Here is a 25490-nt window from a genome sequence, read left to right on the forward strand (position 1 = left end):
CGCCCCTCACCATATTGGACCCCGACCCGTCGTCCGGCAAGGAAAAGAGAGTGCCATGACCCATGCCCGGCCCGTCAACACGGTGCTTCCCGTCTACAGCCGCGAATATCCGCAGGATTTCCGGGTAGACGACGCCTATCGCGCCACGCTGCCCGACTTGCAGAACGGCCCGGCCAGCCTGATCGTGGGCGCGAACCGGCCGATCCAGCATGTCGGCATATCCGACTTTCGCCTGCCGATCCGCTACCAGACCCGCGAGGGGGGCGAACTGGTGCTGGAAACCAGCGTCACCGGCACCGTCAGCCTGGAAGCCGACCGCAAGGGCATCAACATGAGCCGGATCATGCGGTCCTTCTACAACCACGCCGACAAGTCCTGTTCGATGGATGTGCTGGCGGGGGCGGTGGACGACTACAAGACCGACCTGGACAGTTTCGACGCACGCATCCAGATGCGGTTCAGCTATCCGATGCGGGTCGAATCGCTGCGCTCGGGCCTGTCGGGCTGGCAATATTACGATATCGCGATGGAACTGATCGACACCGCCGGGCAGCGGCTGCGGATCATGCATTTCGACTATGTCTATTCGTCCACCTGCCCCTGTTCGCTGGAATTGTCCGAACATGCCCGCAATGAGCGTGGCCAACTTGCGACACCGCATTCGCAGCGCTCCATCGCGCGGATCTCGGTCGTGATGGGGGGCGAGGAACGGCTGTGGTTCGAGGATATGGTGGACCTGTGCCGCGCCGCCGTGCCGACCGAAACCCAGGTCATGGTCAAGCGCGAGGACGAGCAGGCCTTCGCGGAACTGAACGCTGCGAACCCGATCTTTGTCGAGGATGCGGTGCGCACCTTCGCCGACCGGCTGCTGGCCGAACCGCGCATCGGCGATTTCCGCGTCGTGGCCAGCCATCAGGAATCGCTGCATTCCCATGATGCCGTCAGCCTGCTGACGCAGGGGCCGACCTTTGCGCAATCCAGCCTTGACCCGATGACCTTTGCCGGGTTGCGGGCATAATATTACGCTTGGGCCAGTTTTCTGCGAAGGCATGTAATGTTTGATCTGTTCCTGCTGCGCCACGGCCAGACCGAATGGAATGTGCAGGGCCGTATGCAGGGCAGGCGCGATTCGCCCCTGACCGCGCTGGGAATCGCGCAGGCCCGGCGGCAGGCGCGGATCGTGGGCGACCTGTTGGCCGCGCGTCCCGACCTGGCGCTATACGCCAGCCCGCTTGGCCGCGCCCGCGACACCGCCCGGATCGTCTTCGAAGGTATCCCTCCGACCTATGATGAGCGTCTGGCCGAAATCGACGTGGGCCGGTTTACCGGCCACCGGATCGAGGATATGCGCCTGAAATTCCCCGACCTTTTCCCACCCGACCGCCTGGGTTGGTATGACCGCACGCCGGGGGGTGAGGATTTCGCGGCGCTTGCCCGGCGCACCCGCGCCTTTCTGGACGGGTTGGGCGGCCCGGCGGTGATCGTCACCCACGGGATCACGCTAAGGATGCTGCGGCTGATCGCGATGGGCCTGCCGATGGGCGCCATCGGCCGGATGGCGGTGCGGCAAGGGGCGGTGCATGTGGTGTCGGGGGGCCGGCACCGTGTGCTGATGTGACGCCGCAGGCCCTGCCGTCAGATGAAGCCCAGTTCCAGCCGCGCCTCGTCGGACATCATCTCCATCCCCCATTGGGGCACGAAGGTCATCTCGACATCCACCTGCTTGACGCCCGGCAGCGGCTCGATCGCATCGGCGACCCAGCCGGGCATCTCGCCCGCGACGGGGCAGCCGGGCGCGGTCAGGGTCATGACGACGCGGACGGCGTTGTCGTCGCCGATCTCGATCGTGTAGATCAGCCCCAGATCGTAGATATTCACCGGGATTTCAGGGTCATAGACGCTTCGGCACGCCTCGACCACCGCATCGTAGAGCGGGTGTTCGGTGGTCGAAGGCGCGATCAGCGGGGCGCCCTCGGGCAGCGGTTCAGAGGTCATGGGCCGGGTCCCCGTAAATTTCAGTTCGTGCAAAGATATAAGCAGCCCGCCCGCCGGGGTCCAGAGCCGGGCGCGGTCAGAAACGGAAGTCGAAACGCCGCACCACGCCCAGCTTGACGCTGGGTTCGCCCCTGGACTGGACCAGCGGAGAATCCGAGGCGTCGCCCAGCAGGCGGGTGTATTCCACCCCTCCCAGCAGGGCGATGCTGGGCGAGACGGCATAGCGCGCCTCGACCCCAAGCGAGGCGGCATAGATCCCGCCGCCGGGCGTATAGGCGGAATAGGCGGTGTTGGGTGCCTCGGTGTCCGAGATGCCGAAATAGGTGCGGGTGAAGTCGCTGTCGGCAAAGCGCGCTTCGGCCCCGGTCCACAGCGTCAGCCGGTCCGAGGGGTCGAAACGGTATTTCGCGCCGAATTCGCCGGTCACGCCGCTGTGCCCGCCAAATCCCTTGCGCAGCGCGACATAGCTTTTCGTCTGGCCAAGGTCGTAGGACAGGCGCAGGCCGACCTCGCCCGCCGCGTCGATGTCATCGGTGCCGGCCAGCGATTCGTGGTCGTCCTGATCGCGTCCGCTGACATAGCCGAAAGAGGGCAGTACCGAAAACCCGTCCGTCGTCGGGCCCGCCGCGCCGGGGCGGGTCAACTGGCCATTGCGCAGGATGAACCAGGGCGAGGCCTCGCTGTCAGAGGCGCCGGGATAGGCGGGGCCGTATTCCGCGCCGATGCCGATGTCGGCCGACAGCACATAGCCGTCCAGACCCTGCGCCGCCAGAGGCGTCGACATCATCAGCAGGGCAACAAGATGGCGCATCGCGAATATCCTTAATATCCTTGATCGGGAATCGGGGGCCGCTGGCGGATCACTGGCGGGAACAGCAGCGGGATGCCCCGCCGCGGGTCCCGACGCAAGGATTTTTCAGCCCCTCAGCGCATTTTCCAGCGATTCGAGTGCTTCCAGCCACAGTGCTTCCGCGCGGATCATGGCCTCGCTGGCCTCGGCATGCTTGCGGCCCCATTTCTCGGCCTCAAAGGCGTCGTCATAGGTGGTCGGATCGGCCAGGATCGCGTCCAGCTTGGCCAGCATGGCGGTCAGCTTCTCGACCCGTTCCTCGGCCTTGCGGGCCTTGGCGCGCAGTTCCAGGACCTGCTCGCGCGGGGGGCGGGCGGGCTTGGTTTCCGCCGGTCTCCGTGAGCGCGCCGGTTCGGGTCGGGTATCGTCGCCCGACAGCAGCAACCGGCGATAGGCATCCAGGTCGTCCTGATAGGGGCGCACCTCGCCGTCCGCGACCAGCCACAGCCGGTCCGCGACCAGGTTCAGCAAATGCATGTCGTGACTGACCAGCACCACCGCGCCGGTGTAATCGTTCAGCGCCTCGGTCAGCGCCTCGCGCGATTCGATGTCCAGGTGGTTGGTCGGCTCGTCCAGGATCAGCAGATGCGGCGCGTCGATGGTGGCCAGCAGCAAGGACAGCCGCGCCTTTTGCCCGCCCGACAGCGCGCGCACCTGCGTTTCCGCCTGATCCGCCATCAGCCCGAAGCCCGCCAGCCGCGCGCGCAGCTTGGCCGGGGCCTCTTCCGGGCGCAGGCGGCGGACGTGGTCCAGCGGGGTTTCGTCCAGCTCCAGCTCATCGACCTGGTGCTGCGCGAAATAGCCGATGCGCAGCTTGGGCGATTGGGTGATGCGCCCTTCCAGCGGGGGCAGCCTGCCGGACAGCAGCTTGGACAGCGTCGATTTCCCTTGCCCGTTGCGGCCCAGCAGGGCGATGCGGTCGTCCTGGTCGATGCGCAGGTTCAGCCGGCGCAGCACCGCGCGCCCGTCATAGCCGGTGCTGACGCCGTCCAGCAGCACGATCGGCGGCGAAAGCTGTTCGGGCTGCGGGAAGGTGAAGCGGTGCAGCTTGGCTTCCTCGGGGGCGGTGATCGGCTCCATCCGCTCCAGCATCTTGACGCGGGCCTGCGCCTGCCGGGCCTTGGACGCCTTGGCGCGGAAGCGGTCCACGAAGCTTTGCAGATGGGCGCGGCGGGCGTCCTGTTTCTTGGCCTCGGCCGCTTGCAGGGCGCGCTTTTCGGCGCGGGTGCGCGCGAATGTGTCGTAGCCGCCGGAATACAGCACCAGCTTGCGGTCTTCCAGGTGCAGGATATGGCCGACCGCGCGGTTCAGCAGGTCGCGGTCGTGGCTGATGACGATGACCGTATGCGGATAGCGCGCCAGGTAGCTTTCCAGCCAGAGCGCGCCTTCGAGGTCCAGATAGTTGGTCGGCTCGTCCAGCAGCAGCAGGTCGGGCTGCGAAAACAGCACGCCCGCCAGCGCGACGCGCATCCGCCAGCCGCCGGAATAATCGCTGGTCGGGCGGGCCTGGTCCTGCGTCGAAAAGCCAAGGCCGCGCAGGATGGTGGCGGCGCGCGCCTCGGCCGACCAGGCGTCGATGTCGGCCAGCCGCGTCTGGATCTCGGCGATGCGCGTCGGGTCGGTCTCGGTCTGGGACTGGGCCAGCAGGCGGGCGCGTTCGGTGTCGGCGGCCAGCACGGTCTCCAGCACGCTGGTGGCTGTGCCCGGCGCCTCTTGCGCGACGCCGCCGATGCGTGCGCGGGCGGGGGTCGAGATCTCGCCGCCGTCCAGCGCAAGCTCGCCCCGGATCAGGCGGAACAGGGTCGTCTTGCCCGCGCCGTTCGGCCCGACAAGGCCGACCTTGTGCCCGGTCGGGATCACCGCCGAGGCATGTTCGAACAGCGGCCTGCCCGCGATGGAATAGGATATGTCGTCGATACGCAGCATCCGCCCCGCTTGGCGCATGGCAGGGCGGGCGTCAATGGGGCGCAAGGGCGATTTTCCGGCACCCGCGCCGCTCTTGCCCGCTTTTCAATGTGCCGGGCGCATGATAACCGGGCGCCCATATCCGCGCCATCAGGCCCGGAACACGCAAAAGGACTGTATCATGGCCATCGAACGCACGCTTTCGATCATCAAACCCGACGCCACCAAGCGCAACCTGACCGGCAAGATCAACGCCAAGTTCGAGGATGCCGGCCTGCGCATCGTCGCGCAAAAGCGCATCAAGCTGTCCGCCGAGCAGGCCGGCAAGTTCTACGAAGTCCACAAGGACCGCCCCTTTTACGGTGAACTGGTCGAGTTCATGGCATCCGAACCCGTCGTCGTGCAGGTTCTCGAGGGCGAAGGCGCCATCGCGAAAAACCGCGAAGTGATGGGCGCGACCAACCCTGCAGACGCGGCCCCCGGCACCATCCGCAAGGAATTCGCGCTGTCGGTCGGCGAGAATTCGGTCCACGGCTCGGACGCGCCGGAAACGGCTGCGCAAGAGATCGCCTTCTTCTTCTCGGGGCTGGAACTGGTCGGCTAAGCCGGTTTCGCTTCGCAGGTTTTCAAGGGGCCGCGGGTGACGCGGCCCTTTTTCGTATCAATTCCGGGTGGCGGTCAGTTCGAACGTGACCTCGACCGGAAAGCCTACGGTCGATTCGTCGCCGTAGGTTTCGCCCACGCCGAAGTCGCGCCGGTCCAGCGTCAGCCCGCCTTGCGCCTGCGCCTGATCGTTCTGGATGGTCAGTTGGAACGGCATCCGGGCCGGGACGGTCTGGCCCGCGATGGTCAACTCGCCTTCGGCCAGATGCGGTTCACCCTCGGCCTGCGGCGGGGTGATCGCGGCGGTCAGATGCGCCTGCGGGAAGGCGGCGGCATTCAGGAACTCGGGTCCCTTGGCGCTGTCGCTGACCGCGCCAAGGGTCAGCGAAGCGATCTGGATCGTCACCTCGACCCGGCCCTGCCCGGTATCGGGGTCGTAGTCGATGGCCGCCTGCCAATCGCCAAAGCCGCCCGAAACCGTGCTGGTCCCTTGCAGCACCGCGATGTTCAGCGTGCCTTCCGTCACCGTCCAGCCGTTCGCGCCTGGGGCGGCCTGCGTCATCGCCTGGGGGGTAGAATCGGCTGCGGGCGGCGTCGGCGCCAGCCATGCGAAACCGGCGACAAAGGCCCAGACCAGCACCCCGCCGGCCGCCGCCAGCCAGCCCGTCCAGCGATGCGGATCGGCGGGGGGCTGGGGCAGGTTTTCCGCCTTGCCCGCCATCCGCGCCAGGGTTGCGTCGCGGTCGATCAGCGCATGTTTCAGCGCCCCCGCGACATGCAGCGCGATCAGCACGGCCAGCACCAACCAGCCGGTGACATGAAAGGCCGTGAATTTTTCGCTGAGCGCCAGATCCTCGGGCACGCCGGGCAGGCGCTGGCCAAAGGGCCACAGGATGCGCGAAAACGCCCCCGGCGCCGAGGCATGCAGCAGCCAGCCCGACAGCGGCATCACCACCATGCCGATGTAAAGCGCCCAATGGACCAGCGTGGCCAGCAGCGTCTCGGCCAGCCGGTCGGGGTGCAGGTGGCCGGGCCGAGGCTGGCCCAAGGCCCACAGGATCCGCAACCCGGCCAGCAACAGCACCGTGATCCCGACGGTCTTGTGGACGGAAAAGACCTGGAAGGACCGGGCGGCCTCTTCCGCGGTGTCGTAGGGCAGGCTGGTCGCATAAAGCCCCAGGCCAAGCGCCGCCAGAATCAGTGCGGCGACGGCCCAGTGAAACGCGCGCGCGACCCAGCCGTAACCGCGCCTGTCATTGCCTGCTTTCATGCCTTCCTCAACTACTGGCCGCCCTTGGGGCGCAAGAAATGGATTGGTGTCAGCCCATACAATCCCCATCCCCGAAAGCAGAGCGACGTTTTCGTGATCTTATTCCCAACAGGTGGATTAATTCTTAACGAAATCGGGATAGCTATCTGGTATTTCATGGTGGATCGGCGGCAAGTTCGGCGCGTCGGTCCGGCGGATCGGCATGATTGGCTGGGGAAAGCGGATGCTGAAGGTCTTTTATACAGCCGGTCCCGGAAATGCCTTCGGCGTTTTCGAGGACTGGAGGAACGGCCTGCCCGACGCCTCGACCTCGCATGTGGCCTATTCGCGCCAGTTCATGGACGCCTGCCGGCGTCACGGGGCGCAGGCGCTGATCACCTCGTATCACGGGGCGGGGCAGGAACGGCAGGCGCATGGCCTGTCGATCGTCCGCAGGCCCGATCCGGCGCAGGGCAGGCGCGGGCTGGCCTATCACCGCGGGCTGCTGCGCCGGGCGCAGCAGAATATCCGCGATGCGACCCGGTTCGGCGCGAATCTGGTCGTGCTGACCGAGGATTCCAGCCCCGCCCATTACATGCCCCTCATACGGCGGGGCGTGACGGTCGTGCAGGCGCTGCATACCCGCCTCTGGCGCGAGGATCGCGCGCCCGGCCTGCTGGGGCGGCTGCGCCTGCGCGCGATGGCGCCGCGATACCGGCGGGATCTGGCGGCGGTCCTGAGCTGTTCGGACGTGGTGACGCGGCAGTTGCGCCAGCTTGCCGGGCCGGATCATTGCCCGGTGGTCGAGTTCCTGCCGCTCTACCGTGCCGAACATTACGACGGCATGTCCGCCCCCGTGATCGACGCGCAGCCGCTGGATATCGCCTTCGTCGGCAGGATCGAGGCGAACAAGGGCGTGCTGGACCTGGTCGAGATCGCGCGCCGGTTGCGGATGGGGGGCGGCGATTGCCGGTTCCATATCTGCGGCACCGGCAGCGCCGAGGATGCCCTGCGCCAGCAGATCGCGGCGCATGGGCTGGAGGGGATGTTCCGCCTTTACGGCTGGTGCGACCGTGACCGGCTGAGGGCGGTGATCGGGCGCTGCCAATTGGGTATCGTGCCGACGCGGCGCGATTTCATCGAAGGTTTCAACCAGGTGGTGGTCGAGACGATCCTGTCGGGACGGCCCGCCATCGTTTCCGACATCTGCCCGGCGGTGAACTATCTGGCCGATTCGGTGACGGTGGTGCCCGCCGGCGATACCCAGGGCTATGTCCGCGCCATCCGGGAACTGGCGCAGGACCGCGACCGGCTGGCCCGGCATGTCGCTGCATGCCATGCGGAAAGCCGACCGTTTCTGGATGAGACCCTGTCTTTCGGCGCTGCGCTGGATCGGGTCTTTACCGCCCTGCGCGACGGGCACCCGGTCGTGCCGCGCGCCATTCCGGTGCGGTCGGGGGATCAGACGGTGTCCAGGTAAAGCTCGACCGTTTCATCATCGGTCAGTTCGGCCATGTAATGCAACTCCTGCCGCTTGGTCATCAGCAGGTTCTCGATCAGGTGGGCGGGGAAGATGCGGCGGACCTGGTCGCAACCTGCGAATGCCGCGATGGCCTGCGACCATGTGCCCGGCAGTTGCGCCAGCCCCTGGTCGTAGGCGTTGCCCGAAAGGGGGGCGGGGCAGGGCGCGCGATCCTCGATCCCGTTCAGCGCGGCGCCGAGGATGGCGGCGACGGTCAGGTAGGGGTTCACGTCGCCGCCCGCCACCCGATGCTCGATCCGCCGCGCGGCGGGACCCGAGGACGGGATGCGGATGGCCGAGGTGCGGTTCTCATAGGCCCAGCCGATCCCGGTGGGCGCATGGGCGTTTGGCACCAGCCGGTCATAGCTGTTTTCATGGGGCGCGAACAGCAGCGTCGAGCCGGGCATGGCCGCCAGGCAACCCGCAACGGCGTGGCGCAGCATGTCCGAGCCGCGATCCGTGCCGTCGTCGAAGATGTTGCGCCCCGCGCCGTCCAGGACCGAGAAATGGACATGCATGCCCGAGCCGCTCCATTCCTCGTAGGGCTTGGCCATGAAGGAACCGGCAAAGCCGTATTGCCGCGCCAGGCCCTTGACCAGCATCTTGAACAGCCAGGCGTCGTCGGCGGCCTTCAGCGGGTCGTCCTGGTGCATCATGTTGATTTCGAACTGGCCCGGTGCGGCCTCGGATATGGCGGTGTCGGCGGGGATGTCCATCGCTTCGCAAGCATCGTAAAGCGAGGTGAAGAAGCGGTCGAAGGCGTCCAGCGCCCGCAGGGACAGCGTCTCGGCCCCGGTGCGGCGCTTGCCCGAACGAGGGCTGGGCGGAACCCGCAACTGCCCGCCCGAATCGTCGATCAGGAAGAACTCCAGCTCGGTCGCGACGACGGGGGTCAGGCCCGCTGCGCGGTAGCGTTCGACCACGCGCGCCAGCGCCTGACGCGGATCGCCGTCATAGGGCCGACCATCGGGATGAAACATCCACAAGGGCAGCAGCCCCGTCGGCGCGTCCAGCCAGGGCATGGGCATGAAGCCTCGGTCGGTGGGCAGCAGCAGCCCGTCGGGGTCGCCGGCCTGAAAGACCAGCGGGCTGTCCTCGATATCCTCGCCCCAGATGTCCATGTTCAGGACGGAATAGGGAAAGCGCGTGCCCTCGGTCGTGATCTTGTGGGCAAAGCGGGCGGGGATGCGCTTGCCCCGCGCCACGCCGTTCAGATCGGCGGCGGCGACGCGGATCGTCTTGACCTCGGGGTGTTCTTGCAGCCATTGCATGGGTCACCTGATCAGGTTGGGCCGGTAGCGCAGCTTTCGCGCGGCGCCCGGAAGATGGCGGTTCAGCCGCCGGTTGATCAACCCGAAGACCCAGATCAGCAGCAGCGTCAGGGCCACGAAATAGCCTGCGACGATGGGATAGGCCACGAAGGGGTTGAAGGTCTGTTCCGCGAAATAGCGCGCGTAATAAAGCGCGTCGCCCTTTTGCTGGAAGGCCGGAAAGCCCGAGAAGAACACCAGCGTCGTCGCGTGGAACAGAAAGATCGCCTCGTTGGTATAAGACGGCCAGGCCAGCCGCAGCATCGTCGGCCAGACGATCTTGCGAAACCGCTGCCAGCCGGAAAATCCGTAGGCGTCGGCCGCCTCGATCTCGCCCCTGGGCAGGTTGCGCAGCGCGCCGTGGAAGATCTCGGCCGAATAGGCGGCGGTGTTCAGGATCAGGACCAGCGTCGCACCGGCCCATGCGCGGGTGACCCAGCCGGTCTGGACGGTCAGGCCGAAGATCTCGATGCCCGCGCGGGGCAGCAGCACAAGCGCCTCGTAGGCAAGAAAGAACTGGATGAACAGCGGGCTGCCGCGAAAGACGAAGATGAACCATTCCGCCGGTTTGCGCAGCAGCGGATGGGCGCTGGCCTTGCACAGCGCCAGCGCATTGGCCAGCACGAAGCCTGCGGCCAGCGCCAGCACGGCGAAATAGATGTTCCACAACAGGCCCGAGCCGATCAGCGTGAATTGCTGGCACAGGGTGAAATCGGATCGCGGCAGCAGCCTTTCGCCGTAGCCGAACGCGCGCAGCCCGTAATCCGCGATGGTCTGAAGGCACTGGTTCATGCGGCGGCCTTCCGCATCGCTTCGCCCGCAAGGGTGGCCTGACCGTGCGACAGCCGCGCCCGGACGCGGTCCAGCAGGCGCTCGGACACCCATGTCATCAGCAGGTAGAACACCAGCACGCCCAGGAAATAGTAAAGCCGCCAGTCGGGGTGGGGATAGTCGAAGGCGCGGGTCTTGGCGCCGCCCAGTTCACGCGCCCAATAGACGATATCCTCGACCCCCAGGATGAACAGCAGCGGCGTGGCCTTGATCAGGATCATCCACAGGTTCGACAGGCCCGGCAGCGCATAGGTCCACATCTGCGGCAGCAGGATGCGCCGGTTGATCTGGCGCGAGGTGAAGCCGTAGGCCTCGGCGGTTTCGATCTGCGCGCGCGGCACCGCGCCCATCGCGCCGTAAAGCACATTGGCCGCGAAGGCGCCGAAGACGACGGAAAAGGCGATGATCGCCAGCGCGATGCCGTAGATGTCATGCACCCACGACGGGCTGGAGGACAAGGGCAGCTTGGCCGCCGCGCAGACGACGAAATCGTTGCCCTGCCGGACGGGAACCGAGGGGTCGCAGTAGAACCGGCTGCGCAGCCATTCCAGCCCCTGGTCCAGTGCGATCGGGACGAACAGGAAGAAGATGATGTCGGGCACCCCGCGCACCATCGAGGTATAGACCTTGCCAAGCCAGCGCAGCGGCGCGATCCGCGAACGCGCGGCCATCGCGCCGCCAAAGCCGAAAAGCAGCGCGACGGGGGCGGTGATCGCCAGCACCAGCAGCACCGTGCCGAAGCTGGCGTAGAACAGCATGTGGGTGCCGGTCGTCAGATAGCATGACAACCAGGTAAACCCTTCCAGCACTGATGGATCGCTACAATAGGAAAACATGCGCCCGCCCCGTCAGCCGCCGCGGGTGCCTGCCCGCGGCGGTGTCCGGCTCATTTCATTCGTGAACCTGTGCGTCCTCGCCGAAATGCTTGCGGATCAGATCGTTCAGGCTGCCGTCCTCTTTCATCTCGGTGATGGCGGTGTCCAGCTTTTCGCGCAGATCGTTGTCGGATTGGCGCAGGCCGACACCGATTCCCTCGTCCAGAAAGACCTGCTCGCCGACGAAGATCAGGTCGTTGCTGTCCTCGACATAGGGGCGGACGACCTCGTGGTCGCCAAAGCCCGCGTCCGCCTCGCCGTTGCGGATCGCGGCGAAGACCTGGTCGATATTGGGAAACTCGATCATGGTGGCCGGGGTCTCGGCGACGTAGGACGCCTGGACCGTGCCGGTCTGCACCGCGACGACGCCGCCTTCCAGGTCGGCGCCTTCGTCGATCGCCACATAGGACGAGGGCGCGGGCGGCAGGTAGTTCTGCGTGAAGGCGATGACTTGCTTGCGTTCGTCGTTGATGCTCATCGCGGCCATGATCGTGTCGTAATTGCCCGAGACGAGGTTCGGAATGATCGAATCCCAGTCGTTCTTGGCCCAGGTGCAGTCCAGTTCGGCGCGGTTGCACAGCTCGTCACCCAGTTCGCGCTCGAACCCCGCCACGTCGCCATTGGCGTCGATGAAGTTATACGGAGGATAGGCGCCCTCGGTCCCCATGCGGACGGTCTGACCCATGCCCATCCCGGCGGACACGGCAAGGATGGCGGCGGCGAAGATCGGTTTTTTCATTTTTCTACTCACTTGCGTTGGACATGTCGGGGCGGGGCGCCATCGTGGCGCTGAGAAACTGCTGCAACCGCTCGGTCTGCGGTGCGCCAAAGATCCGGGCGGGCGGGCCTTCTTCCGCGATGCGGCCCTGATGCAGGAAAACGACGTGATCGCAGACATCGGCGGCAAGGCGCATGTCGTGGGTCACCAGCAGCATGGTGCGATGTTCGGCGGCAAGGTCCTTGATGACGCGCACGACCTCTTGCTGCAATTCGGGGTCCAGCGCGCTGGTCGGTTCGTCCAGCAGAAGGGCCTTGGGCTGCATGCACAGCGCGCGGGCAATGGCGGCGCGCTGCTGCTGGCCGCCCGAAAGCTGCGCGGGCCAGGCGTCGGCCTTGTCGCCGATGCCGACCTTGGCCAGCAGGGCGCGGGCGCGGGTCTCGACCTCGGCGGGGGGATGGCCCAGGACGGTGACGGGGGCCTCCATCACGTTTTGCAGGATGGTCATGTGCGACCACAGGTTGAATTGCTGGAACACCATCGCAAGGTTGGTGCGCAACCGGCGCAACTGCTTGCGGTCGGCGGGCTGGCGGCCCGCGCCGCTGCGGGTCCAGGCGACGGGTTCGCCTTCAAAGATCACCTCGCCGGACTGGCTGTCCTCAAGCAGGTTGCAGCAGCGCAGCAGGGTGGACTTGCCCGATCCCGACGATCCGATCAGCCCGATCACATGGCCGCGCGGCGCGACCAGGTCGACGCCCTTCAGCACCTCTTGCTCGCCATAGGACTTGTGCAGGTCGCGGATCTGGATGACCGGAACGCCGCTCTGCGCCTGTTGCGGCGCGGGGGTGATTCCATTGGCGGGCGTGCTTGGGTCGACGGATAGGCTCATGCCGCCATGAGGCGATATTCGCCGCTGAATTGCAACGGTTTCATCGAAATTCGCGCAGCGTCACTTGCCGGGCTTTCCCAATTGCTCAAGCACCTGCTGCCGCGCAATTCCCGATTCGCTGTCGCTGATGCCCAGAAGGCCCGAGACAAGGCGGATGATGCTTTCCTCTTCGGCGCTGCGGCGGCCGTCGGCATAGGCAACCTCCCACAGTGCCGAGATGACGCCAAGCCGGTCCTCCAGCGCGACGCGATCCTTGATCATGCGGGTGAAGCGCACGGTGTCGGGGGCCTCGGTCTCGATCATCTCGGCGGCGGCGCGATGTTCGATCACCTCGGTCATGTCCAGCCCCCGGCGCCGGGCCAGGATCTGGTCGATACGGCTCTGTTCATCCCGGCCATAGCGGTCGTCGGCGCGGGCAACCCGCACCAGCAAGGCGGCAATGGCCAATTCGGAGTCCTGCGGGGACAACCGCGTCGGCTGAGGTTCTTCGCCGAAAAGGCGAGTGAGCAGGTTTCTGAACATGCGAGCAGATTAGAAGTAAAACCTTACAGGACAAGCGATAAATGCATGGGGTGCGGTTATATTTCGTATCCCTGCACGATGATCACGTCGGCCTTGCTGCAATTTTCGCGCAATTCGCGCGCGGCGCGATATTCGGGGCTGTCATAGCAGGCGCGGGCCGTGTCCAGGTCGGCGAATTCGATCACGACCGAGCGGGCGCGCAGATGGCCCTCGACCTGTTCCTGCGGGCCGCCGCGAACCAGGAAACGCGCGCCGTATTTCGCGAACGCCGCGGCATTGGCCTGGCGATAGGCGTCATATGCGGCGGTATCGTCGATATCGACATGGGCGATCCAATAGGCCTTGGGCATGTTCTCTCTCGCATTGGCGATGCAACCCCGAAGAGGATGTCAGAGCCGTGGCGAAGCGGCAAGCCCGATCAATAGTTTTGCGGAACGTAAAGGTCGCGCGGCAGCACCTCGCGTTCGTAATCGGGATTGAAGACGCGGTCGGGCAACTGGACCTCGTCATGGGGCACGGGGGCGTAGGGCATCATGCTCAGAAGATGGGCGATGCAGTTCAGCCGCGCCCGCTTCTTGTCGTTGCCGGGGACGATATACCAGGGCGCTTCGGGGATGTTGGTGCGCTCGAACATTTCCTCTTTCGCCTTGGTGTAATCTTCCCACCGGATGCGCGATTGCAGGTCCATCGGCGACAGCTTCCATTGCTTCAGCGGGTCGTGAATGCGCATCAGAAAGCGCATCTGCTGTTCCTCGTCCGTGATCGAGAACCAGTATTTCACCAGCCGGATGCCGGAACGCACCAGCATCCGCTCGAATTCGGGCACGTCGTCGAAGAACTGCTGCACCTCATCCTCGGTGGCGAAGCCCATCACGCGCTCGACCCCGGCGCGGTTATACCAGCTTCGGTCGAACAGCACGATTTCGCCGCCCGAGGGCAGATGCGGGACGTAACGCTGGAAATACCATTGCGTCTTTTCGCGGTCCGAGGGCGCGGGCAGGGCCACCACGCGGGCGATGCGCGGGTTGAGCCGCTGCGTGATCCGCTTGATCGCGCCGCCCTTGCCCGCGCTGTCGCGGCCCTCGAAGATCACGACGACCTTTTCCTTGTGGTGGCTGACCCAGTCCTGCAACTTGATCAGTTCGGACTGAAGGCGCAGCAATTCGTGGAAATAGACGCGCCGGGACAGCATGTCGGGGTGGGTGTCGCGATAGATCCGCGCGATTTCCAGCGAAAGGGCGGCGTCCTCCAGCTCGATCTCGATGTTTTCGTCCAGCGTGTCGTCCAGTTCCCGGTCAAGCCAGGGGTTGAAACCGTCGTCGTTCATCATGCGTATCCTGCGAAAACCTGCCCGCTTTCTAGCGGTCGATTGTGACAGTCTTGCGATCAGCGGCGGAACGCGCGCTCGCATTCGGGGGTGACGCCAAAGGCCATGCCGCCGTCCTGCGTGGCGACCACTGTGCCGCACCATCGGCCGTCGTTGCCAAACAGGCTTTGGGTGCCGCGCGGGCGATAGGCGACGCGGCCCCCGCCCCGGTCGAACAGGTTGAGCGTTCCGCCCGCATTGGGAACGTAATAGCCCAGCACCTGCCCCCCGGCGTCGAAGATCACCCGCTTTTCATTGGCCGGGTTGCGCGGCGAATTGGCTCGGGTCGCGGATGAGTTCGCCGGATTGGCCTGCGAATTGGCGGCGGCCGAGGGCAGGTTCGTCACCCGCGCGGGCGAATTGCCGGGCGCGCCGGGACCCAGGTCGAAGGGCAGTTGCGTCCGGTCGATGGCGAACAGCGGCGCGTCCGCCAGCGCGGGCGGGGCAAGACAGACCAGCGCGGCCAGCACCGCGTTTTTCCTGCGCCAGAAAGCCATGATGCAGGATGCGCTTTTTACGGGCCGTTTTGCAAGCCGTCGCGGGCGGGCGGTCAGACCAGCCGCTCGATTTCCTTGGCCGCGCGGATGAAATCGGCGAAAAGCGGCGCAGGCTCAAAAGGCTTGGATTTCAGTTCCGGGTGGGCCTGGACGCCGATGAACCACGGATGGTCTGCATGCTCGACCACCTCGGGCAGTTTCCCGTCCGGCGACATGCCCGAGAATTTCAGCCCCGCCGCCTCAAGCTGCGCGCGATAGCTGGCGTCGACCTCGTAGCGGTGGCGGTGGCGGTCCTCGATCTCGGTCGCGCCGTCGTAGATCTGCGAGATGCGGCTGTCCGGCGCCAGCACCGCCGTATAGGCGCCAAGTCGCATCGTCCCGCCCTTGTCGTCGTCGATCGAGCGGTTGACCATGTAATTGCCCTGCACCCATTCCTTGAGGTGATAGACGATCGGGGTGAAGCGCTGCTTGCCGGCCTCGTGGTCGAATTCCTCGGAACCCGCATCGGGCAGGCCGGCAAGGTTGCGCGCGGCCTCGATCACGGCCATCTGCATGCCAAGGCAGATGCCCAAGTAGGGCACCTTCTTTTCGCGGGCATATCTGGCGGCGGCGATCATGCCTTCGGTCCCGCGTTCGCCGAAACCGCCGGGGACGATGATGCCGTTGAAGCCGTCCAGCAGATGCGTGCCCTCGCGTTCCAGCCTTTCGCTGTCGATCCATTCGGCGCGGACGCGGGTGCGGTTGGCCATGCCGCCGTGGGTCAGGGCCTCGGCGATGGATTTATAGGCGTCCTCGAGCTGGGTATATTTGCCGACGACGGCGATCTGGACCTTGCCCTCGGCATTGTTCAGCCGGTCCATCACGTCCTCCCACCGGGTCAGGTCGGGGCGCGGGGCAGGGCTGATCTGGAAGGCATCCAGCACCGCGCGGTCCAGCCCCGCGCGGTGATAGGCCAGGGGCGCCTCGTAGATGGATTTCAGGTCGTAGGCGGGAATCACGGCGTCGGGGCGGACGTTGCAGAACAGCGCGATCTTGGCGCGTTCCTTTTCCGGGATCGGCTGTTCGCTGCGGCAGACCAGCACATCGGGCGCAAGGCCGATGGATTGCAACTCCTTGACGCTGTGCTGCGTGGGCTTGGTCTTCAACTCTCCGCTGGCGGCAAGGTAGGGCAGCAGCGTCAGGTGCATCAGGATGCATTCGCCGCGCGGGCGTTCGTGGGTGAACTGGCGGATCGCCTCGAAGAAGGGCAGGCCCTCGATGTCGCCGACGGTGCCGCCGATCTCGCACAGCATGAAATCGACCTCGTCGCTGCCGATTTCCAGGAAGGATTTGATCTCGTTCGTCACATGGGGAATGACCTGGATCGTCTTGCCCAGGTAGGCGCCCCGGCGTTCGTTATCCAGCACGTTGGAATAGATGCGGCCCGCGGAAATCGAATCGGTCTTGCGCGCCGAGACGCCGGTGAAACGCTCGTAATGGCCCAGGTCCAGATCGGTTTCCGCGCCGTCGTCGGTCACGAAGACCTCGCCATGTTCAAAGGGCGACATGGTGCCCGGATCGACGTTCAGATAGGGGTCCAGCTTGCGCAGCCGGACGCTGTAGCCGCGTGCCTGCAAGAGCGCGCCAAGCGCCGCCGAGGCCAGCCCCTTGCCGAGTGAGGAAACCACGCCGCCGGTGATGAAGATGTAACGCGCCATTGGGGTCCCGTGATCCTTAGAACAGTTCAAGCGCGGCCCAGCCGGACCGGCATCACGGGAGAATGGCTATAACCGATTCTTCCGCTCGCCGCAACGGACCGCAATTCAAGCCAAGGGGCGCAAGTTGCGCCCCCGATTTTCGTGGTCAGTTGCCTGCGGGCTGCGCGGGCGCCGGATCGGCCGGTTCGTCCCGGGGCGCAGCCGCTGCGGGCGGGGTGACGGGTGCGGCTTGCTCGGGTGCCGCCTCGGCGGGTGCGGCTTGCGCCGCCTCATCCGCGGGGGCAGAGGCCGAGGGCGGCGTGATCGGCTGGCCCGCCGCCGGGGGCGGGGGCACATATGCGGGCATGTCCGGCATCCCCGAGGAAGGCGCGGGCATCGTCGGATTGCCCAGGTCAAGCTGGTCCAGCACCGAGCCGCTGGACACGTCGCGCGCCGCGATGATCGTCAGCGTCACCGAGGTGGCAAGGAAGGCCACCGCCAGGATCCAGGTGACGCGGGTCAGCGCGTTCGCGGCCTGGCGCCCGGTCATGACGCCGCCGCCACCGCCTCCGCCGATACCAAGGCCCCCGCCTTCGGACCGCTGCAACAGGACCAGCGCAATCAGCGCAAGGGCCAAGAGCAGGTGCACGGTCAGCACGATGTTTTCCACGACGAGCGCCTTTCTTTCTTCGACGGGTCTATCTAGTCACCGCGACGCTGCTTGGCAAGCGGGCGGGGCGGGCTTTGGTTCATTCCTGCGACGGATGGCCCACCGGACCCAGGATCCCGGACAGGATGCGGGCGGCCTCGTCGCGGCAGGGGGTCAGGGTGTCGCGATTCTCGCCGGGGAAGAAGCGGGCGCGGATCGCCGTCGGCATGGGTGCGGGGCTGGCGATATGGACGGCGGGGCCGACCTGTTCGCTTTCCGCCTGCCAACTGCGCGCCAGCGCGATCTGCGCGGCCTTGGTGGCGCCGTAATTGCCCATGAACTTCTGGCCCGCGCGGGGATCGTCGAAAAACAGCGCCGCGCCGCGCCGCCCGCGCAGCAGCGGCTCGATCAGCGCGATCAGCCCGTGGGTGGCGGTGACGTTCAGATCGACCGCCTTGGCGAAATCCTTGGGATCGATATGGGGCGCGGGCGACAGCGGGGCCGCGTGGATGGCCGTATGCGCCCAGAGGTCGATGCCGCCCCAGCGGCCAAGCACGGCCTTGACCATCTGGATCATCGCCTCGGGGTTGGTCACGTCCATCGGCGCCAGCGTGGCCGAGCCGCCCGCCTTGCGGATGCGGTCGTCCAGTTCCTCGAGCGCGCCGGTGGTGCGGGCCACGGCCAGCACATGCCATCCGCGCGAGGCGAGATCTTCGGCAAGCGCCGCGCCAAGGCCGCGCGAGGCGCCCGTGACCAGCGCCACCTTTCGGGATGCGGGATCGTTCTGTGTCATGGCGGGGGTTTGGCACTGCTTTGGTGGCGACGCAAGCCCCGCCGGCACGTGCGCGACAAAAAGGCCCCGCGCGGATGGCGGGGCCTTTTTTCGCGGGTCAGGGGATCAGCGCTTGCTGATCGCAAGATAGTCGCGGCGCAGCGCCCCGACGTAAAGCTGGCGCGGACGGCCGATCTTGTTCTGCGGATCGGCCAGCATTTCCTTCCACTGCGCGACCCAGCCCACCGTGCGCGAGATCGCGAAGATCGGCGTGAACATCGAGGTCGGGAAGCCCATCGCCTCAAGGATGATGCCCGAATAGAAATCGACGTTGGGGTAAAGCTTCTTCTCGACGAAATACTCGTCCTCGAGCGCGATGCGCTCAAGCTCCTTGGCGACTTGCAGGGTCTCGTTGTCATCGACGCCCAGCAGGGCCAGGACCTCGTCGGCGGATTCCTTCATCACCTTGGCGCGCGGGTCGAAGTTCTTGTAGACGCGGTGCCCGAAGCCCATCAGGCGGAAGGAATCGTCCTTGTCCTTGGCGCGCTTGATGAATTCGGGGATGCGGTCCACGGTGCCGATTTCGCGCAGCATCTCCAGGCAGGCCTGGTTCGCGCCGCCATGCGCCGGACCCCACAGGCAGGCGATGCCCGCCGCGACGCAGGCGAAGGGATTGGCCCCCGAGGAACCCGCCAGGCGCACGGTCGAGGTCGAGGCGTTCTGCTCATGATCGGCATGCAGCATCATGATGCGGTCCATCGCCTTGGACAGAACCGGCGAGACGACGTAATCCTCGGTCGGGACGGCAAAGCACATGCGCAGGAAGTTCGACGCATAATCAAGGTCGTTGCGCGGATAGACGAAGGGCTGGCCCATCGAATACTTGTAGGCCATCGCGGCGATCGTCGGCAGCTTGGCGATCATGCGGATCGAGGCGACCTCGCGCTGCCAGGGGTCGTTGATGTCCACGCTGTCGTGGTAGAAGGCCGACATCGCGCCGACCACGCCCACCATCGTCGCCATCGGATGCGCGTCGCGGCGGAAGCCGCGGAAGAAGTTGTGCATCTGTTCGTGGACCATCGTGTGACGGGTCACGCGCTTGTGGAAATCGGCCATCTGTTCACGGCTGGGCAATTCGCCGTAAAGCAGCAGATAGCAGGTTTCCAGATAGTTGGAATTCGCCGCCAACTGCTCGATCGGGTAGCCGCGATACCACAGCTCGCCCTTGTCGCCGTCGATATAGGTGATCGTCGATTCGCAGGATGCGGTCGAAGTGAAGCCGGGGTCGAAGGTAAAGACATCCGCCTCGCCATACAGCTTGCGGATGTCGATCGCATCCGGCCCGACCGTGGGCGACAGCAGGGGCAGGTCGTATTCCTTGCCCTTGACCGTCACCTTTGCGGTTTTCGCTTCTGCCATTTCCGGGTTCCTTTCACCTGTGGCCGGCCTTGGCCGGCATATTGGGCCGGGCCTCAGCCCAGTTGGTCGTGCAACCGGGCCAGCACCTCATCCCGGCCAAGAGCAATCATCATGTCGAATACGCTGGGGGTCGATGTCCGGCCTGCCAGGCAGGATCTGAGCGGCGCGGCGATCTTGCCAAGCCCCAGATCATGCGCTTCAGCAACCTTCTTGGCGATCGCCTCCAATTCGTCCCTGCGCCAAGTAGCACCGCGCAATTCGGCAGTCAATTCCTTCAGTATGCCGTGGGATACCGGATCCAGCGCCTTCTGCGCCTTTTCATCGGGCTGCACGGGGCGCTCGATCAGCGCGAAATGCGCCTGTTCCAGCAGTTGCGGCAGGTTGCGGGCCTTTTGCGCAAGCTGGGTCAGGACGGGCCGCATTCGCGAGATTTGCAGATCGGACAGCGCAGGCTGGCCGGTTTCGCGCAGGAAGCCCGCGATTTCGTCCAGCAGCCGGTCCTCGGACATGCGCGAAAGGTGATAGCCGCTGACATGTTCCAGCTTCTTGAAATCCAGCCGCGCGGGGGCCTTGCCGATCCCCGCAAGGTCGAACCATTCGCGGGCCTGCGCATCGTCGAACAGTTCGTCGTCGCCGTGGCTCCACCCCAGCCGGGCCAGGTAGTTGCGCATGGCACAGGCGGGATAGCCCATCGCGGCATATTCGTGCAGGCCGACCGCGCCGTGGCGCTTGGACAGCTTCTTGCCGTCGGCCCCGTGGATCAGCGGGATATGGGCAAAGACCGGGATATCCCAGCCCATCGCCTGATAGATCTGGATCTGGCGCGCGGCATTGGTCAGGTGGTCGTCGCCCCGGATGACATGGGTCACGCCCATGTCGTGATCGTCCACCACCACCGCATGCATATAGGTGGGCGTCCCGTCCGAGCGCAGCAGCACCATGTCGTCCAACTGGTCGTTGCCGACGGTCACGTCGCCCTGCACCGCGTCGCGCACCACCGTCCGGCCTTCGCGGGGTGCGCGCAGGCGGATGGCATGGGGCGCGTCGGGATGGGTCGCGGGATCGGCGTCGCGCCAGGGGCTGGCAAAGGGCTGGCGCGGATGCGCCTCGCGCCATTCGGCGATCTCCTCGGGGGTCGAAAAGCATTTGTAGGCCGCGCCACTCGCCAACATCTCGCGCGCGACCTCGGCGTGGCGTTCGTGCCCGGCGAACTGGCTGACGGGTTCCCCGTCCCAGTCGAGGCCCAGCCATTCCAGGCCCTTCAGAATCGCCTCGGTCGCCTGCGGGGTGGAGCGGGCGCGGTCGGTGTCCTCGATCCGCAGCAGGAACTTCCCACCGCGGCCGCGCGCATAAAGCCAGTTGAACAGCGCGGTCCTTGCGCCGCCGATATGCAGATAACCAGTGGGGGAAGGGGCGAACCGGGTGACGACGGGCGTTTCAGCGGACATGGCGGCCTTGCTTGTGACGAAGATTTCAGACGACGGCGGTTAACCTTTTGGTAAGCGCCGCGTGGCAAACTCGCATCAGAAATACTGAAGCGGCGGGCGAAGGACAAGGATCGGCGATGACATCCGCTACCATCAACCCAGCGCCGGGCCGGGCGGTGCCGCGTGCCTCGGCGGTCACGCGGGCGGGATTCGTCGTCTGGGTGCCGTTCTGGCTGTCGGTCGGAATCGGCTGGTGGTTCGGGCTGCGCCATGAACCCGGACTCGGGACCTACCTGATCGCCGGAACGGTGGTGGTGGCGACGATCCTGGCCTGCCTGTTGCTGCGGCGCCTGCCCCTTGGCCCGGTTTTGCAGGAACGGTTGTTCCTGGCTGCCGTGTCGGCCGGGCTGGTCGCGGCGGGGGTGCTGGTCGTGGGCGCGCGCTCGCACCTGGTCGCCGCCCCGGTGCTGGAGTTTCGCTATTACGGCCCGATCGAGGGGCGGGTGGCCGGCATCGACCGATCCGCGCGCGATCGTATCCGGGTGACGCTGGACCGGGTGGTGCTGCGCAACATGGCCCCCGACCGGGTGCCGAAAAAGGTGCGGCTGTCGCTGATGAACGCCACCGACCCGCCAGCGCCGGGCGAACATGTGATGCTGACCGGGCACCTGGGACCGCCGCCCGGCCCGGCGGACCCGCAAGGATTCGATTTCCGCCGCATGGCCTGGTTCGAGGGGCTGGGGGCCGTGGGCTATACCCGCACCCCGATCCTGCGCGCAGCCGATCCGCAGCAAGGCGGCGTCATGGCGCTGCACCGGCTGCGGATGGACCTGTCGCAGGCCATACAGCAGCGAATCGGGGGGCAGGCCGGCGCGGTTTCGGCGGCGCTGATGACCGGCGACCGCTCGGGCATCGCCGAGGCCACGAATGAGGTGATGCGGATCTCCAGCCTCTATCATATCATCTCGATCTCGGGGCTGCACATGACGATGCTGGCGGCCTTCGTCTATGGAACGACGCGGTTCCTGGGCGTGGCGGCGCAGGGGCTGGCGCTGGCCCTGCTGGGCCGGACCGCCGCGCTGCCGCTGCACAAGCTGGCGGCAGCCGCGGCGCTGGTCGCGGCGACGGGCTATCTGTGGCTGTCCGGCGGCGGTGTCGCGACCGAGCGGGCCTATATCATGGTCGCCGTCATGCTGGCCGCGATCCTGTTCGACCGCCGGGCGATCTCGCTGCGCACGGTGGCCATCGCCGGGCTGATCGTGCTGGTGCTGACGCCCGAGGCGCTGGTCTCGCCCAGTTTCCAGATGAGCTTTGCTGCCACGGTCGTGCTGGTGCTGATGGCCTCGCCCTGGCAGGCCGCCGCGCGCCATTTGCCGAAGTGGAGCCATGCGGTGCTGCTGCTGTTGCTGACCTCGGTTTTTGCCGGGCTTGCGACCGGACCCATCGCGGCGGCGCATTTCGGACGCATCTCGCAATACGGGCTGCTGGCGAACATGCTGGTCGTGCCGGTGATGGGGGCGGCGGTGATGAACATGGGCGTGATCGCGCTGCTCCTGGCCCCGTTCGGGCTGGAGGGGCTGGCCCTGTGGATCATGGGCATGGGCGCGCGCTGGATGATCCTGGTCTCGGAATGGATCGCGGGCTTGCGCGGCGCCGACCTGCTGGTGCCCCTGCCGCCGCCCCAGGTGGTGCCGCTGATCGGCGCGGGCATGATGCTGGCCGCGCTTTCGCGGCGCAGGCTGGTGCGTATCCGTGGCTGGCCCGCGCCCGCGCCGGTATTCGCGGCGGGCGGGGCGCTACTGGTGCTGGCGCTGGCGGCATGGCTGACGGATCGGCGGCCCGATGTCCTGATCTCGGCCGAGGGCAATGCCGTGGGGGTGATGACGGCGCAGGGACGCGCGGTTTCAAAACCGGCGGGCGGGGCCTTCGCCATCGGCAACTGGCTGGCGGATGACGGCGATTCGGTCCCGCAGGCGGTTTCCGCCGGGCGCGAGGCATGGCATGGCCCGCGCAATCTGCGCCAGGCGCAGATCGCCCGCGGCGGCACCGGCCTGCGCCTGGTTCACGCCACGGGGAAATTCGACCAGCAGGCCCTGCGGCGCGAATGCCTGCCCCGGACCATCATCGTCACCGATGCGCCCTGGACCGAAGAGGCCTGCCTCGTCCTCGATCTTCAAGCCTTGCGGCGCGAGGGGGCCGTGGCGATCTGGCTGACCGCGCAAGGCCCGCGCATGGTCACGACCGCCCAGCTTTCCGGCCTGCGGCGGTGGAGCAGGACCAGCCATCGTCCTTTCCGCCCGTTAACCGGCTTTGCAGGTAATGGATGAAAACGGAACCGGAACAGTGGAAACTGGACATGACTGCAATCTGATGGCGGAGAACGGGAAAACATGCACGGTCTGGTCAACCGCTCGATCGAACATTTTCTGCGCGAGGGCTATGGGCAAGGGGTCTGGCAGCGAATCGCGCAGGCGGCGGGCTGCAATCCCGACGGTTTCAACGGCCTGCACCGTTACAGCGGCGCGGTGACGGATGCGCTGTTGCATGCCGCTTCGGACATCCTCGGCAAATCAGGGTGCGAGATCCTTGAGGATACGGGCGCCAGCCTGATCCGGTGCGAGGCGATTCGCCGTTTGCTGCGTTTCAGCGGCGGCGATTTCGGCGAGTTCGTCCTGTCGCTCGAGGAATTGCCGGGCCGCGCGCGGATGGTCCTGCCCGATATCGCGATTCCGGCGGTGACGGTGACCTTGCTGGGCGCGGACAGCTACCTGATCCAGGGCCGCGAATGGCAGGCGGGCCTGCCCTGGATGATCGCGGGCGCGCTGCGTGGGATGGCCGACGATTACGGCGTGCTGGCATTGATCGAGGCTGGCGGCGACGGCGTCCGCCTGTCGGTTCTGGACGGGCAATATGCGCAAAGCCGCCCCTTCGCCATCCATTCCGGCACCGCCGCCGTGCAGGGGGCGTAAGCAGGCGGATGGGCTTCGATGCGTCCCTGATCGCGCGGCTGTTGCCGATGTCGCTGCAGCTTGGTCCCGATGGCAGGATCCTGCGGGCCGGTCCCACGCTGCGGCGCGTGATCGGCGGCAGCCGCCATTTCGACGATGTCTTTGCCATCGACCGGCCCCGCGCTCTGGCGCGGGGTCATGCGGAACTGATCCCCCACCTGGATGGGCGCAACAGGTTGCTGCTGCGTCTGCGCGCCTTTCCGGCGACGGTGCTGCGCGGGCACGGGGTTCTGTCCGAATCCGGCTCGGCCCTGCTGAACCTTGGTTTCGGCGTTGGACTGGTTTCTGCGGTGCGCGACTTCGGCCTGACGGATGCCGATTTCGCACCTTCGGAACTGACGATGGAGCTGCTTTTCCTGCACGAAGCCAACGCCGCCGTGCAGCGAGAGCTTGCGCTGTTCAGCGGCCAGCTTGAATCCGCGCGCCGTCGCGCCGAACGGCAGGCCAGCATCGACCCGCTGACGGGGTCGGCAAACCGCCGGGGGCTGGAGCTTGCGCTGCGCCAGGCTGGCCGCAAGGCTGCCGGCCAGCCCTTTGCGGTGATGACCCTCGATCTGGACTATTTCAAGCAGGTCAACGACCGTTGGGGACATGGGGCCGGTGACAGGGTCTTGCAGCATGTGGCCCTTGTCTTGCGGCAGGAAACGCGGGCCAGCGATACCGTTGCCCGGCTTGGCGGGGACGAATTCGTCCTGGTCCTGCCGCTCACCGGGTGCGGCACGGACCTGCTGCGGCTGGCGCGGCGCATCATCGCGCGCATCGGCCAGCCGATCCGGGTGAGCGATGGGCTGGCCCGTGTTTCCGCCAGCATCGGCATCGCCGAATCGCAATATTACAAGCGTCCCGAACCCATGCGCATGCTGGCCGATGCCGATGCCGCGCTTTATGCGGCCAAGGCGAACGGGCGGGGCCGGGCGATGATCCACGGCCAGCCCGAGGAGGAGTTGCCGCTGGCCCAGCCGGTGCCGTTGGAGGACGCGCCCGCCCACCCCTTGCGGAGGCTGGCGGAATGAGCGGCTTCAGCCGCCCCAGGTGCGGCGCAGCACCCCGATCCAGTTGCCGCAGGCGATCCTTTCGACCAGTTTGCGGTCGTAGCCGTGGGCCAGCATCGCCTGGATCAGCCTGGGCAGGGATGCGGCGTCCTCGATCTCTTGCGGCATCAGCGCGCCGTCGAAATCCGAGCCGAGGGCCACGCCATGCTCGCCCAGAATTCCAAGCAGATGGTCGAGGTGGCGCAGGATGATGTCGAAACCCTCGACGGGCAGGCGCCGCCCATCGGGACGCAGGAAGCCCGAGGCGAAGTTCAGCCCGACCAGCCCGCCCGTTTCCGCGATCATGCGCAACTGCCGGTCGGTCAGGTTGCGCGAACTGGCCGAAATCGCATGGACGCCGGAATGGCTGGCGACC

The 25490-nt window shown here is 66.4% G+C and carries 26 protein-coding genes; 7 read left to right on the plus strand and 19 right to left on the minus strand.

The features are described 5' to 3' along the window. Positions 1 to 55: 55 nt before the first annotated feature. Positions 56 to 1018 carry a GTP cyclohydrolase FolE2 gene (gene folE2 / locus Q0O97_RS12165; RefSeq protein ID WP_294929491.1) on the plus strand — a complete coding sequence of 321 codons (963 nt, stop codon included), beginning with the start codon at positions 56 to 58 and terminating at the stop codon, positions 1016 to 1018. 36 nt (positions 1019 to 1054) lie between these two features. Beyond that, entirely contained in the window at positions 1055 to 1618 is a 564-nt protein-coding gene (locus Q0O97_RS12170; RefSeq protein ID WP_294929493.1) for a histidine phosphatase family protein, read from the plus strand. Between the two features lie 17 nt (positions 1619 to 1635). Here the strand turns inward: Q0O97_RS12170 and Q0O97_RS12175 are convergent, their stop codons facing one another. From Q0O97_RS12175 to abc-f, 3 genes are all read right to left on the minus strand, one after another. Then, complete coding sequence (locus Q0O97_RS12175) at positions 1636 to 1995, minus strand: SUF system Fe-S cluster assembly protein (RefSeq protein ID WP_294929495.1); 360 nt, start codon at positions 1993 to 1995, stop codon at positions 1636 to 1638. A gap of 76 nt (positions 1996 to 2071) precedes the next feature. After that, positions 2072 to 2806: a MipA/OmpV family protein gene (locus Q0O97_RS12180; RefSeq protein ID WP_294929496.1), complete on the minus strand. Its 735-nt coding sequence runs from the start codon at positions 2804 to 2806 to the stop codon at positions 2072 to 2074. Positions 2807 to 2911: 105 nt separating this feature from the next. After that, positions 2912 to 4771: a ribosomal protection-like ABC-F family protein gene (abc-f, locus tag Q0O97_RS12185; protein WP_294929497.1), complete on the minus strand. Its 1860-nt coding sequence runs from the start codon at positions 4769 to 4771 to the stop codon at positions 2912 to 2914. 160 nt (positions 4772 to 4931) lie between these two features. Here abc-f and ndk point away from each other — a divergent pair, with 160 nt between their 5' ends. After that, complete coding sequence (gene ndk / locus Q0O97_RS12190; protein ID WP_294929498.1) at positions 4932 to 5354, plus strand: nucleoside-diphosphate kinase; 423 nt, start codon at positions 4932 to 4934, stop codon at positions 5352 to 5354. Positions 5355 to 5411: 57 nt separating this feature from the next. On the opposite strand, the gene Q0O97_RS12195 is transcribed toward ndk, so the two are convergent. Next, positions 5412 to 6623, minus strand: coding sequence for a cytochrome b/b6 domain-containing protein (locus Q0O97_RS12195; RefSeq protein ID WP_294929499.1), 1212 nt, complete (start codon positions 6621 to 6623; stop codon positions 5412 to 5414). 202 nt (positions 6624 to 6825) lie between these two features. On the opposite strand from Q0O97_RS12195, the gene Q0O97_RS12200 reads away from it, so the two are divergent. Continuing rightward, on the plus strand, positions 6826 to 8082 hold the full coding sequence (locus Q0O97_RS12200) for a glycosyltransferase family 4 protein (RefSeq protein ID WP_294929500.1): 1257 nt from the start codon (positions 6826 to 6828) through the stop codon (positions 8080 to 8082). On the opposite strand, the gene Q0O97_RS12205 is transcribed toward Q0O97_RS12200, so the two are convergent. The 14 genes from Q0O97_RS12205 to gltX form a co-directional block, all read right to left on the minus strand. After that, positions 8064 to 9395 (minus strand): glutamine synthetase family protein, encoded by a 1332-nt coding sequence (locus tag Q0O97_RS12205; RefSeq protein WP_294929502.1) that lies wholly within the window; start codon positions 9393 to 9395, stop codon positions 8064 to 8066. The two genes, Q0O97_RS12200 and Q0O97_RS12205, sit on opposite strands and share 19 nt — an antisense overlap. Before the next feature lie 3 nt (positions 9396 to 9398). Beyond that, on the minus strand, positions 9399 to 10226 hold the full coding sequence (locus tag Q0O97_RS12210) for an ABC transporter permease subunit (RefSeq protein WP_294929503.1): 828 nt from the start codon (positions 10224 to 10226) through the stop codon (positions 9399 to 9401). Beyond that, positions 10223 to 11101, minus strand: a complete 879-nt coding sequence (locus Q0O97_RS12215; protein ID WP_294929504.1) for an ABC transporter permease subunit — start codon at positions 11099 to 11101, stop codon at positions 10223 to 10225. Before Q0O97_RS12215 ends, Q0O97_RS12210 begins: the two co-directional genes overlap by 4 nt. A 55-nt stretch (positions 11102 to 11156) precedes the next feature. Continuing rightward, positions 11157 to 11879, minus strand: coding sequence for a transporter substrate-binding domain-containing protein (locus Q0O97_RS12220; RefSeq protein WP_294929505.1), 723 nt, complete (start codon positions 11877 to 11879; stop codon positions 11157 to 11159). Positions 11880 to 11883: 4 nt separating this feature from the next. Then, entirely contained in the window at positions 11884 to 12747 is an 864-nt protein-coding gene (locus Q0O97_RS12225) for an amino acid ABC transporter ATP-binding protein (protein WP_294929507.1), read from the minus strand. A gap of 60 nt (positions 12748 to 12807) precedes the next feature. Next, positions 12808 to 13194 (minus strand): TerB family tellurite resistance protein, encoded by a 387-nt coding sequence (locus Q0O97_RS12230; protein WP_366125255.1) that lies wholly within the window; start codon positions 13192 to 13194, stop codon positions 12808 to 12810. Between the two features lie 131 nt (positions 13195 to 13325). Continuing rightward, on the minus strand, positions 13326 to 13619 hold the full coding sequence (locus Q0O97_RS12235) for a DUF1330 domain-containing protein (RefSeq protein ID WP_294929511.1): 294 nt from the start codon (positions 13617 to 13619) through the stop codon (positions 13326 to 13328). A 68-nt stretch (positions 13620 to 13687) separates the two neighbouring features. Next, on the minus strand, positions 13688 to 14599 hold the full coding sequence (ppk2, locus tag Q0O97_RS12240) for a polyphosphate kinase 2 (protein WP_294929514.1): 912 nt from the start codon (positions 14597 to 14599) through the stop codon (positions 13688 to 13690). 56 nt (positions 14600 to 14655) lie between these two features. After that, positions 14656 to 15132 (minus strand): hypothetical protein, encoded by a 477-nt coding sequence (locus Q0O97_RS12245; protein ID WP_294929516.1) that lies wholly within the window; start codon positions 15130 to 15132, stop codon positions 14656 to 14658. 53 nt (positions 15133 to 15185) lie between these two features. Continuing rightward, positions 15186 to 16829, minus strand: coding sequence for a CTP synthase (locus Q0O97_RS12250; RefSeq protein ID WP_294929519.1), 1644 nt, complete (start codon positions 16827 to 16829; stop codon positions 15186 to 15188). Between the two features lie 145 nt (positions 16830 to 16974). Continuing rightward, a complete protein-coding gene (secG, locus tag Q0O97_RS12255) occupies positions 16975 to 17478 on the minus strand; it encodes a preprotein translocase subunit SecG (RefSeq protein ID WP_294929522.1) in 504 nt (167 codons plus the stop codon). A 79-nt stretch (positions 17479 to 17557) separates the two neighbouring features. Continuing rightward, a complete protein-coding gene (locus tag Q0O97_RS12260) occupies positions 17558 to 18250 on the minus strand; it encodes an SDR family oxidoreductase (protein ID WP_294929524.1) in 693 nt (230 codons plus the stop codon). A 105-nt stretch (positions 18251 to 18355) separates the two neighbouring features. Beyond that, positions 18356 to 19648, minus strand: a complete 1293-nt coding sequence (locus Q0O97_RS12265; protein ID WP_294929526.1) for a citrate synthase — start codon at positions 19646 to 19648, stop codon at positions 18356 to 18358. Between the two features lie 53 nt (positions 19649 to 19701). Beyond that, complete coding sequence (gene gltX / locus Q0O97_RS12270) at positions 19702 to 21096, minus strand: glutamate--tRNA ligase (protein WP_294929529.1); 1395 nt, start codon at positions 21094 to 21096, stop codon at positions 19702 to 19704. 116 nt (positions 21097 to 21212) lie between these two features. On the opposite strand from gltX, the gene Q0O97_RS12275 reads away from it, so the two are divergent. The 3 genes from Q0O97_RS12275 (at position 21213) to Q0O97_RS12285 (ending at position 25096) form a co-directional block, all read left to right on the plus strand. Beyond that, a complete protein-coding gene (locus Q0O97_RS12275) occupies positions 21213 to 23402 on the plus strand; it encodes a ComEC/Rec2 family competence protein (protein ID WP_294929531.1) in 2190 nt (729 codons plus the stop codon). Between the two features lie 63 nt (positions 23403 to 23465). Continuing rightward, entirely contained in the window at positions 23466 to 24044 is a 579-nt protein-coding gene (locus Q0O97_RS12280) for a heme NO-binding domain-containing protein (RefSeq protein WP_294929533.1), read from the plus strand. Between the two features lie 8 nt (positions 24045 to 24052). Next, on the plus strand, positions 24053 to 25096 hold the full coding sequence (locus Q0O97_RS12285) for a GGDEF domain-containing protein (protein ID WP_294929536.1): 1044 nt from the start codon (positions 24053 to 24055) through the stop codon (positions 25094 to 25096). Positions 25097 to 25102: 6 nt separating this feature from the next. Here the strand turns inward: Q0O97_RS12285 and Q0O97_RS12290 are convergent. Further along, positions 25103 to 25490 (minus strand): membrane dipeptidase (locus Q0O97_RS12290; RefSeq protein WP_294929538.1); only part of this gene is annotated, 388 nt, incomplete at its 5' end.

Origin of the sequence: uncultured Paracoccus sp. (assembly GCF_945915435.1) — a bacterium.
GTDB lineage: Bacteria > Pseudomonadota > Alphaproteobacteria > Rhodobacterales > Rhodobacteraceae > Paracoccus.

Excerpts from the sequence above, each read along its gene's own strand:
- folE2 (WP_294929491.1), top strand. The coding sequence starts at position 56 with ATGACCCATGCCCGGCCCGTCAACACGGTGCTTCCCGTCTACAGCCGC.
- Q0O97_RS12170 (WP_294929493.1), top strand. The coding sequence starts at position 1,055 with ATGTTTGATCTGTTCCTGCTGCGCCACGGCCAGACCGAATGGAATGTG.
- Q0O97_RS12175 (WP_294929495.1), bottom strand. The coding sequence starts at position 1,995 with ATGACCTCTGAACCGCTGCCCGAGGGCGCCCCGCTGATCGCGCCTTCG.
- Q0O97_RS12180 (WP_294929496.1), bottom strand. The coding sequence starts at position 2,806 with ATGCGCCATCTTGTTGCCCTGCTGATGATGTCGACGCCTCTGGCGGCG.
- abc-f (WP_294929497.1), bottom strand. The coding sequence starts at position 4,771 with ATGCTGCGTATCGACGACATATCCTATTCCATCGCGGGCAGGCCGCTG.
- ndk (WP_294929498.1), top strand. The coding sequence starts at position 4,932 with ATGGCCATCGAACGCACGCTTTCGATCATCAAACCCGACGCCACCAAG.
- Q0O97_RS12195 (WP_294929499.1), bottom strand. The coding sequence starts at position 6,623 with ATGAAAGCAGGCAATGACAGGCGCGGTTACGGCTGGGTCGCGCGCGCG.
- Q0O97_RS12200 (WP_294929500.1), top strand. The coding sequence starts at position 6,826 with ATGATTGGCTGGGGAAAGCGGATGCTGAAGGTCTTTTATACAGCCGGT.
- Q0O97_RS12205 (WP_294929502.1), bottom strand. The coding sequence starts at position 9,395 with ATGCAATGGCTGCAAGAACACCCCGAGGTCAAGACGATCCGCGTCGCC.
- Q0O97_RS12210 (WP_294929503.1), bottom strand. The coding sequence starts at position 10,226 with ATGAACCAGTGCCTTCAGACCATCGCGGATTACGGGCTGCGCGCGTTC.
- Q0O97_RS12215 (WP_294929504.1), bottom strand. The coding sequence starts at position 11,101 with ATGTTTTCCTATTGTAGCGATCCATCAGTGCTGGAAGGGTTTACCTGG.
- Q0O97_RS12220 (WP_294929505.1), bottom strand. The coding sequence starts at position 11,879 with ATGAAAAAACCGATCTTCGCCGCCGCCATCCTTGCCGTGTCCGCCGGG.
- Q0O97_RS12225 (WP_294929507.1), bottom strand. The coding sequence starts at position 12,747 with ATGAGCCTATCCGTCGACCCAAGCACGCCCGCCAATGGAATCACCCCC.
- Q0O97_RS12235 (WP_294929511.1), bottom strand. The coding sequence starts at position 13,619 with ATGCCCAAGGCCTATTGGATCGCCCATGTCGATATCGACGATACCGCC.
- ppk2 (WP_294929514.1), bottom strand. The coding sequence starts at position 14,599 with ATGATGAACGACGACGGTTTCAACCCCTGGCTTGACCGGGAACTGGAC.
- Q0O97_RS12245 (WP_294929516.1), bottom strand. The coding sequence starts at position 15,132 with ATGGCTTTCTGGCGCAGGAAAAACGCGGTGCTGGCCGCGCTGGTCTGT.
- Q0O97_RS12250 (WP_294929519.1), bottom strand. The coding sequence starts at position 16,829 with ATGGCGCGTTACATCTTCATCACCGGCGGCGTGGTTTCCTCACTCGGC.
- Q0O97_RS12260 (WP_294929524.1), bottom strand. The coding sequence starts at position 18,250 with ATGACACAGAACGATCCCGCATCCCGAAAGGTGGCGCTGGTCACGGGC.
- Q0O97_RS12265 (WP_294929526.1), bottom strand. The coding sequence starts at position 19,648 with ATGGCAGAAGCGAAAACCGCAAAGGTGACGGTCAAGGGCAAGGAATAC.
- gltX (WP_294929529.1), bottom strand. The coding sequence starts at position 21,096 with ATGTCCGCTGAAACGCCCGTCGTCACCCGGTTCGCCCCTTCCCCCACT.
- Q0O97_RS12275 (WP_294929531.1), top strand. The coding sequence starts at position 21,213 with ATGACATCCGCTACCATCAACCCAGCGCCGGGCCGGGCGGTGCCGCGT.
- Q0O97_RS12280 (WP_294929533.1), top strand. The coding sequence starts at position 23,466 with ATGCACGGTCTGGTCAACCGCTCGATCGAACATTTTCTGCGCGAGGGC.
- Q0O97_RS12285 (WP_294929536.1), top strand. The coding sequence starts at position 24,053 with ATGGGCTTCGATGCGTCCCTGATCGCGCGGCTGTTGCCGATGTCGCTG.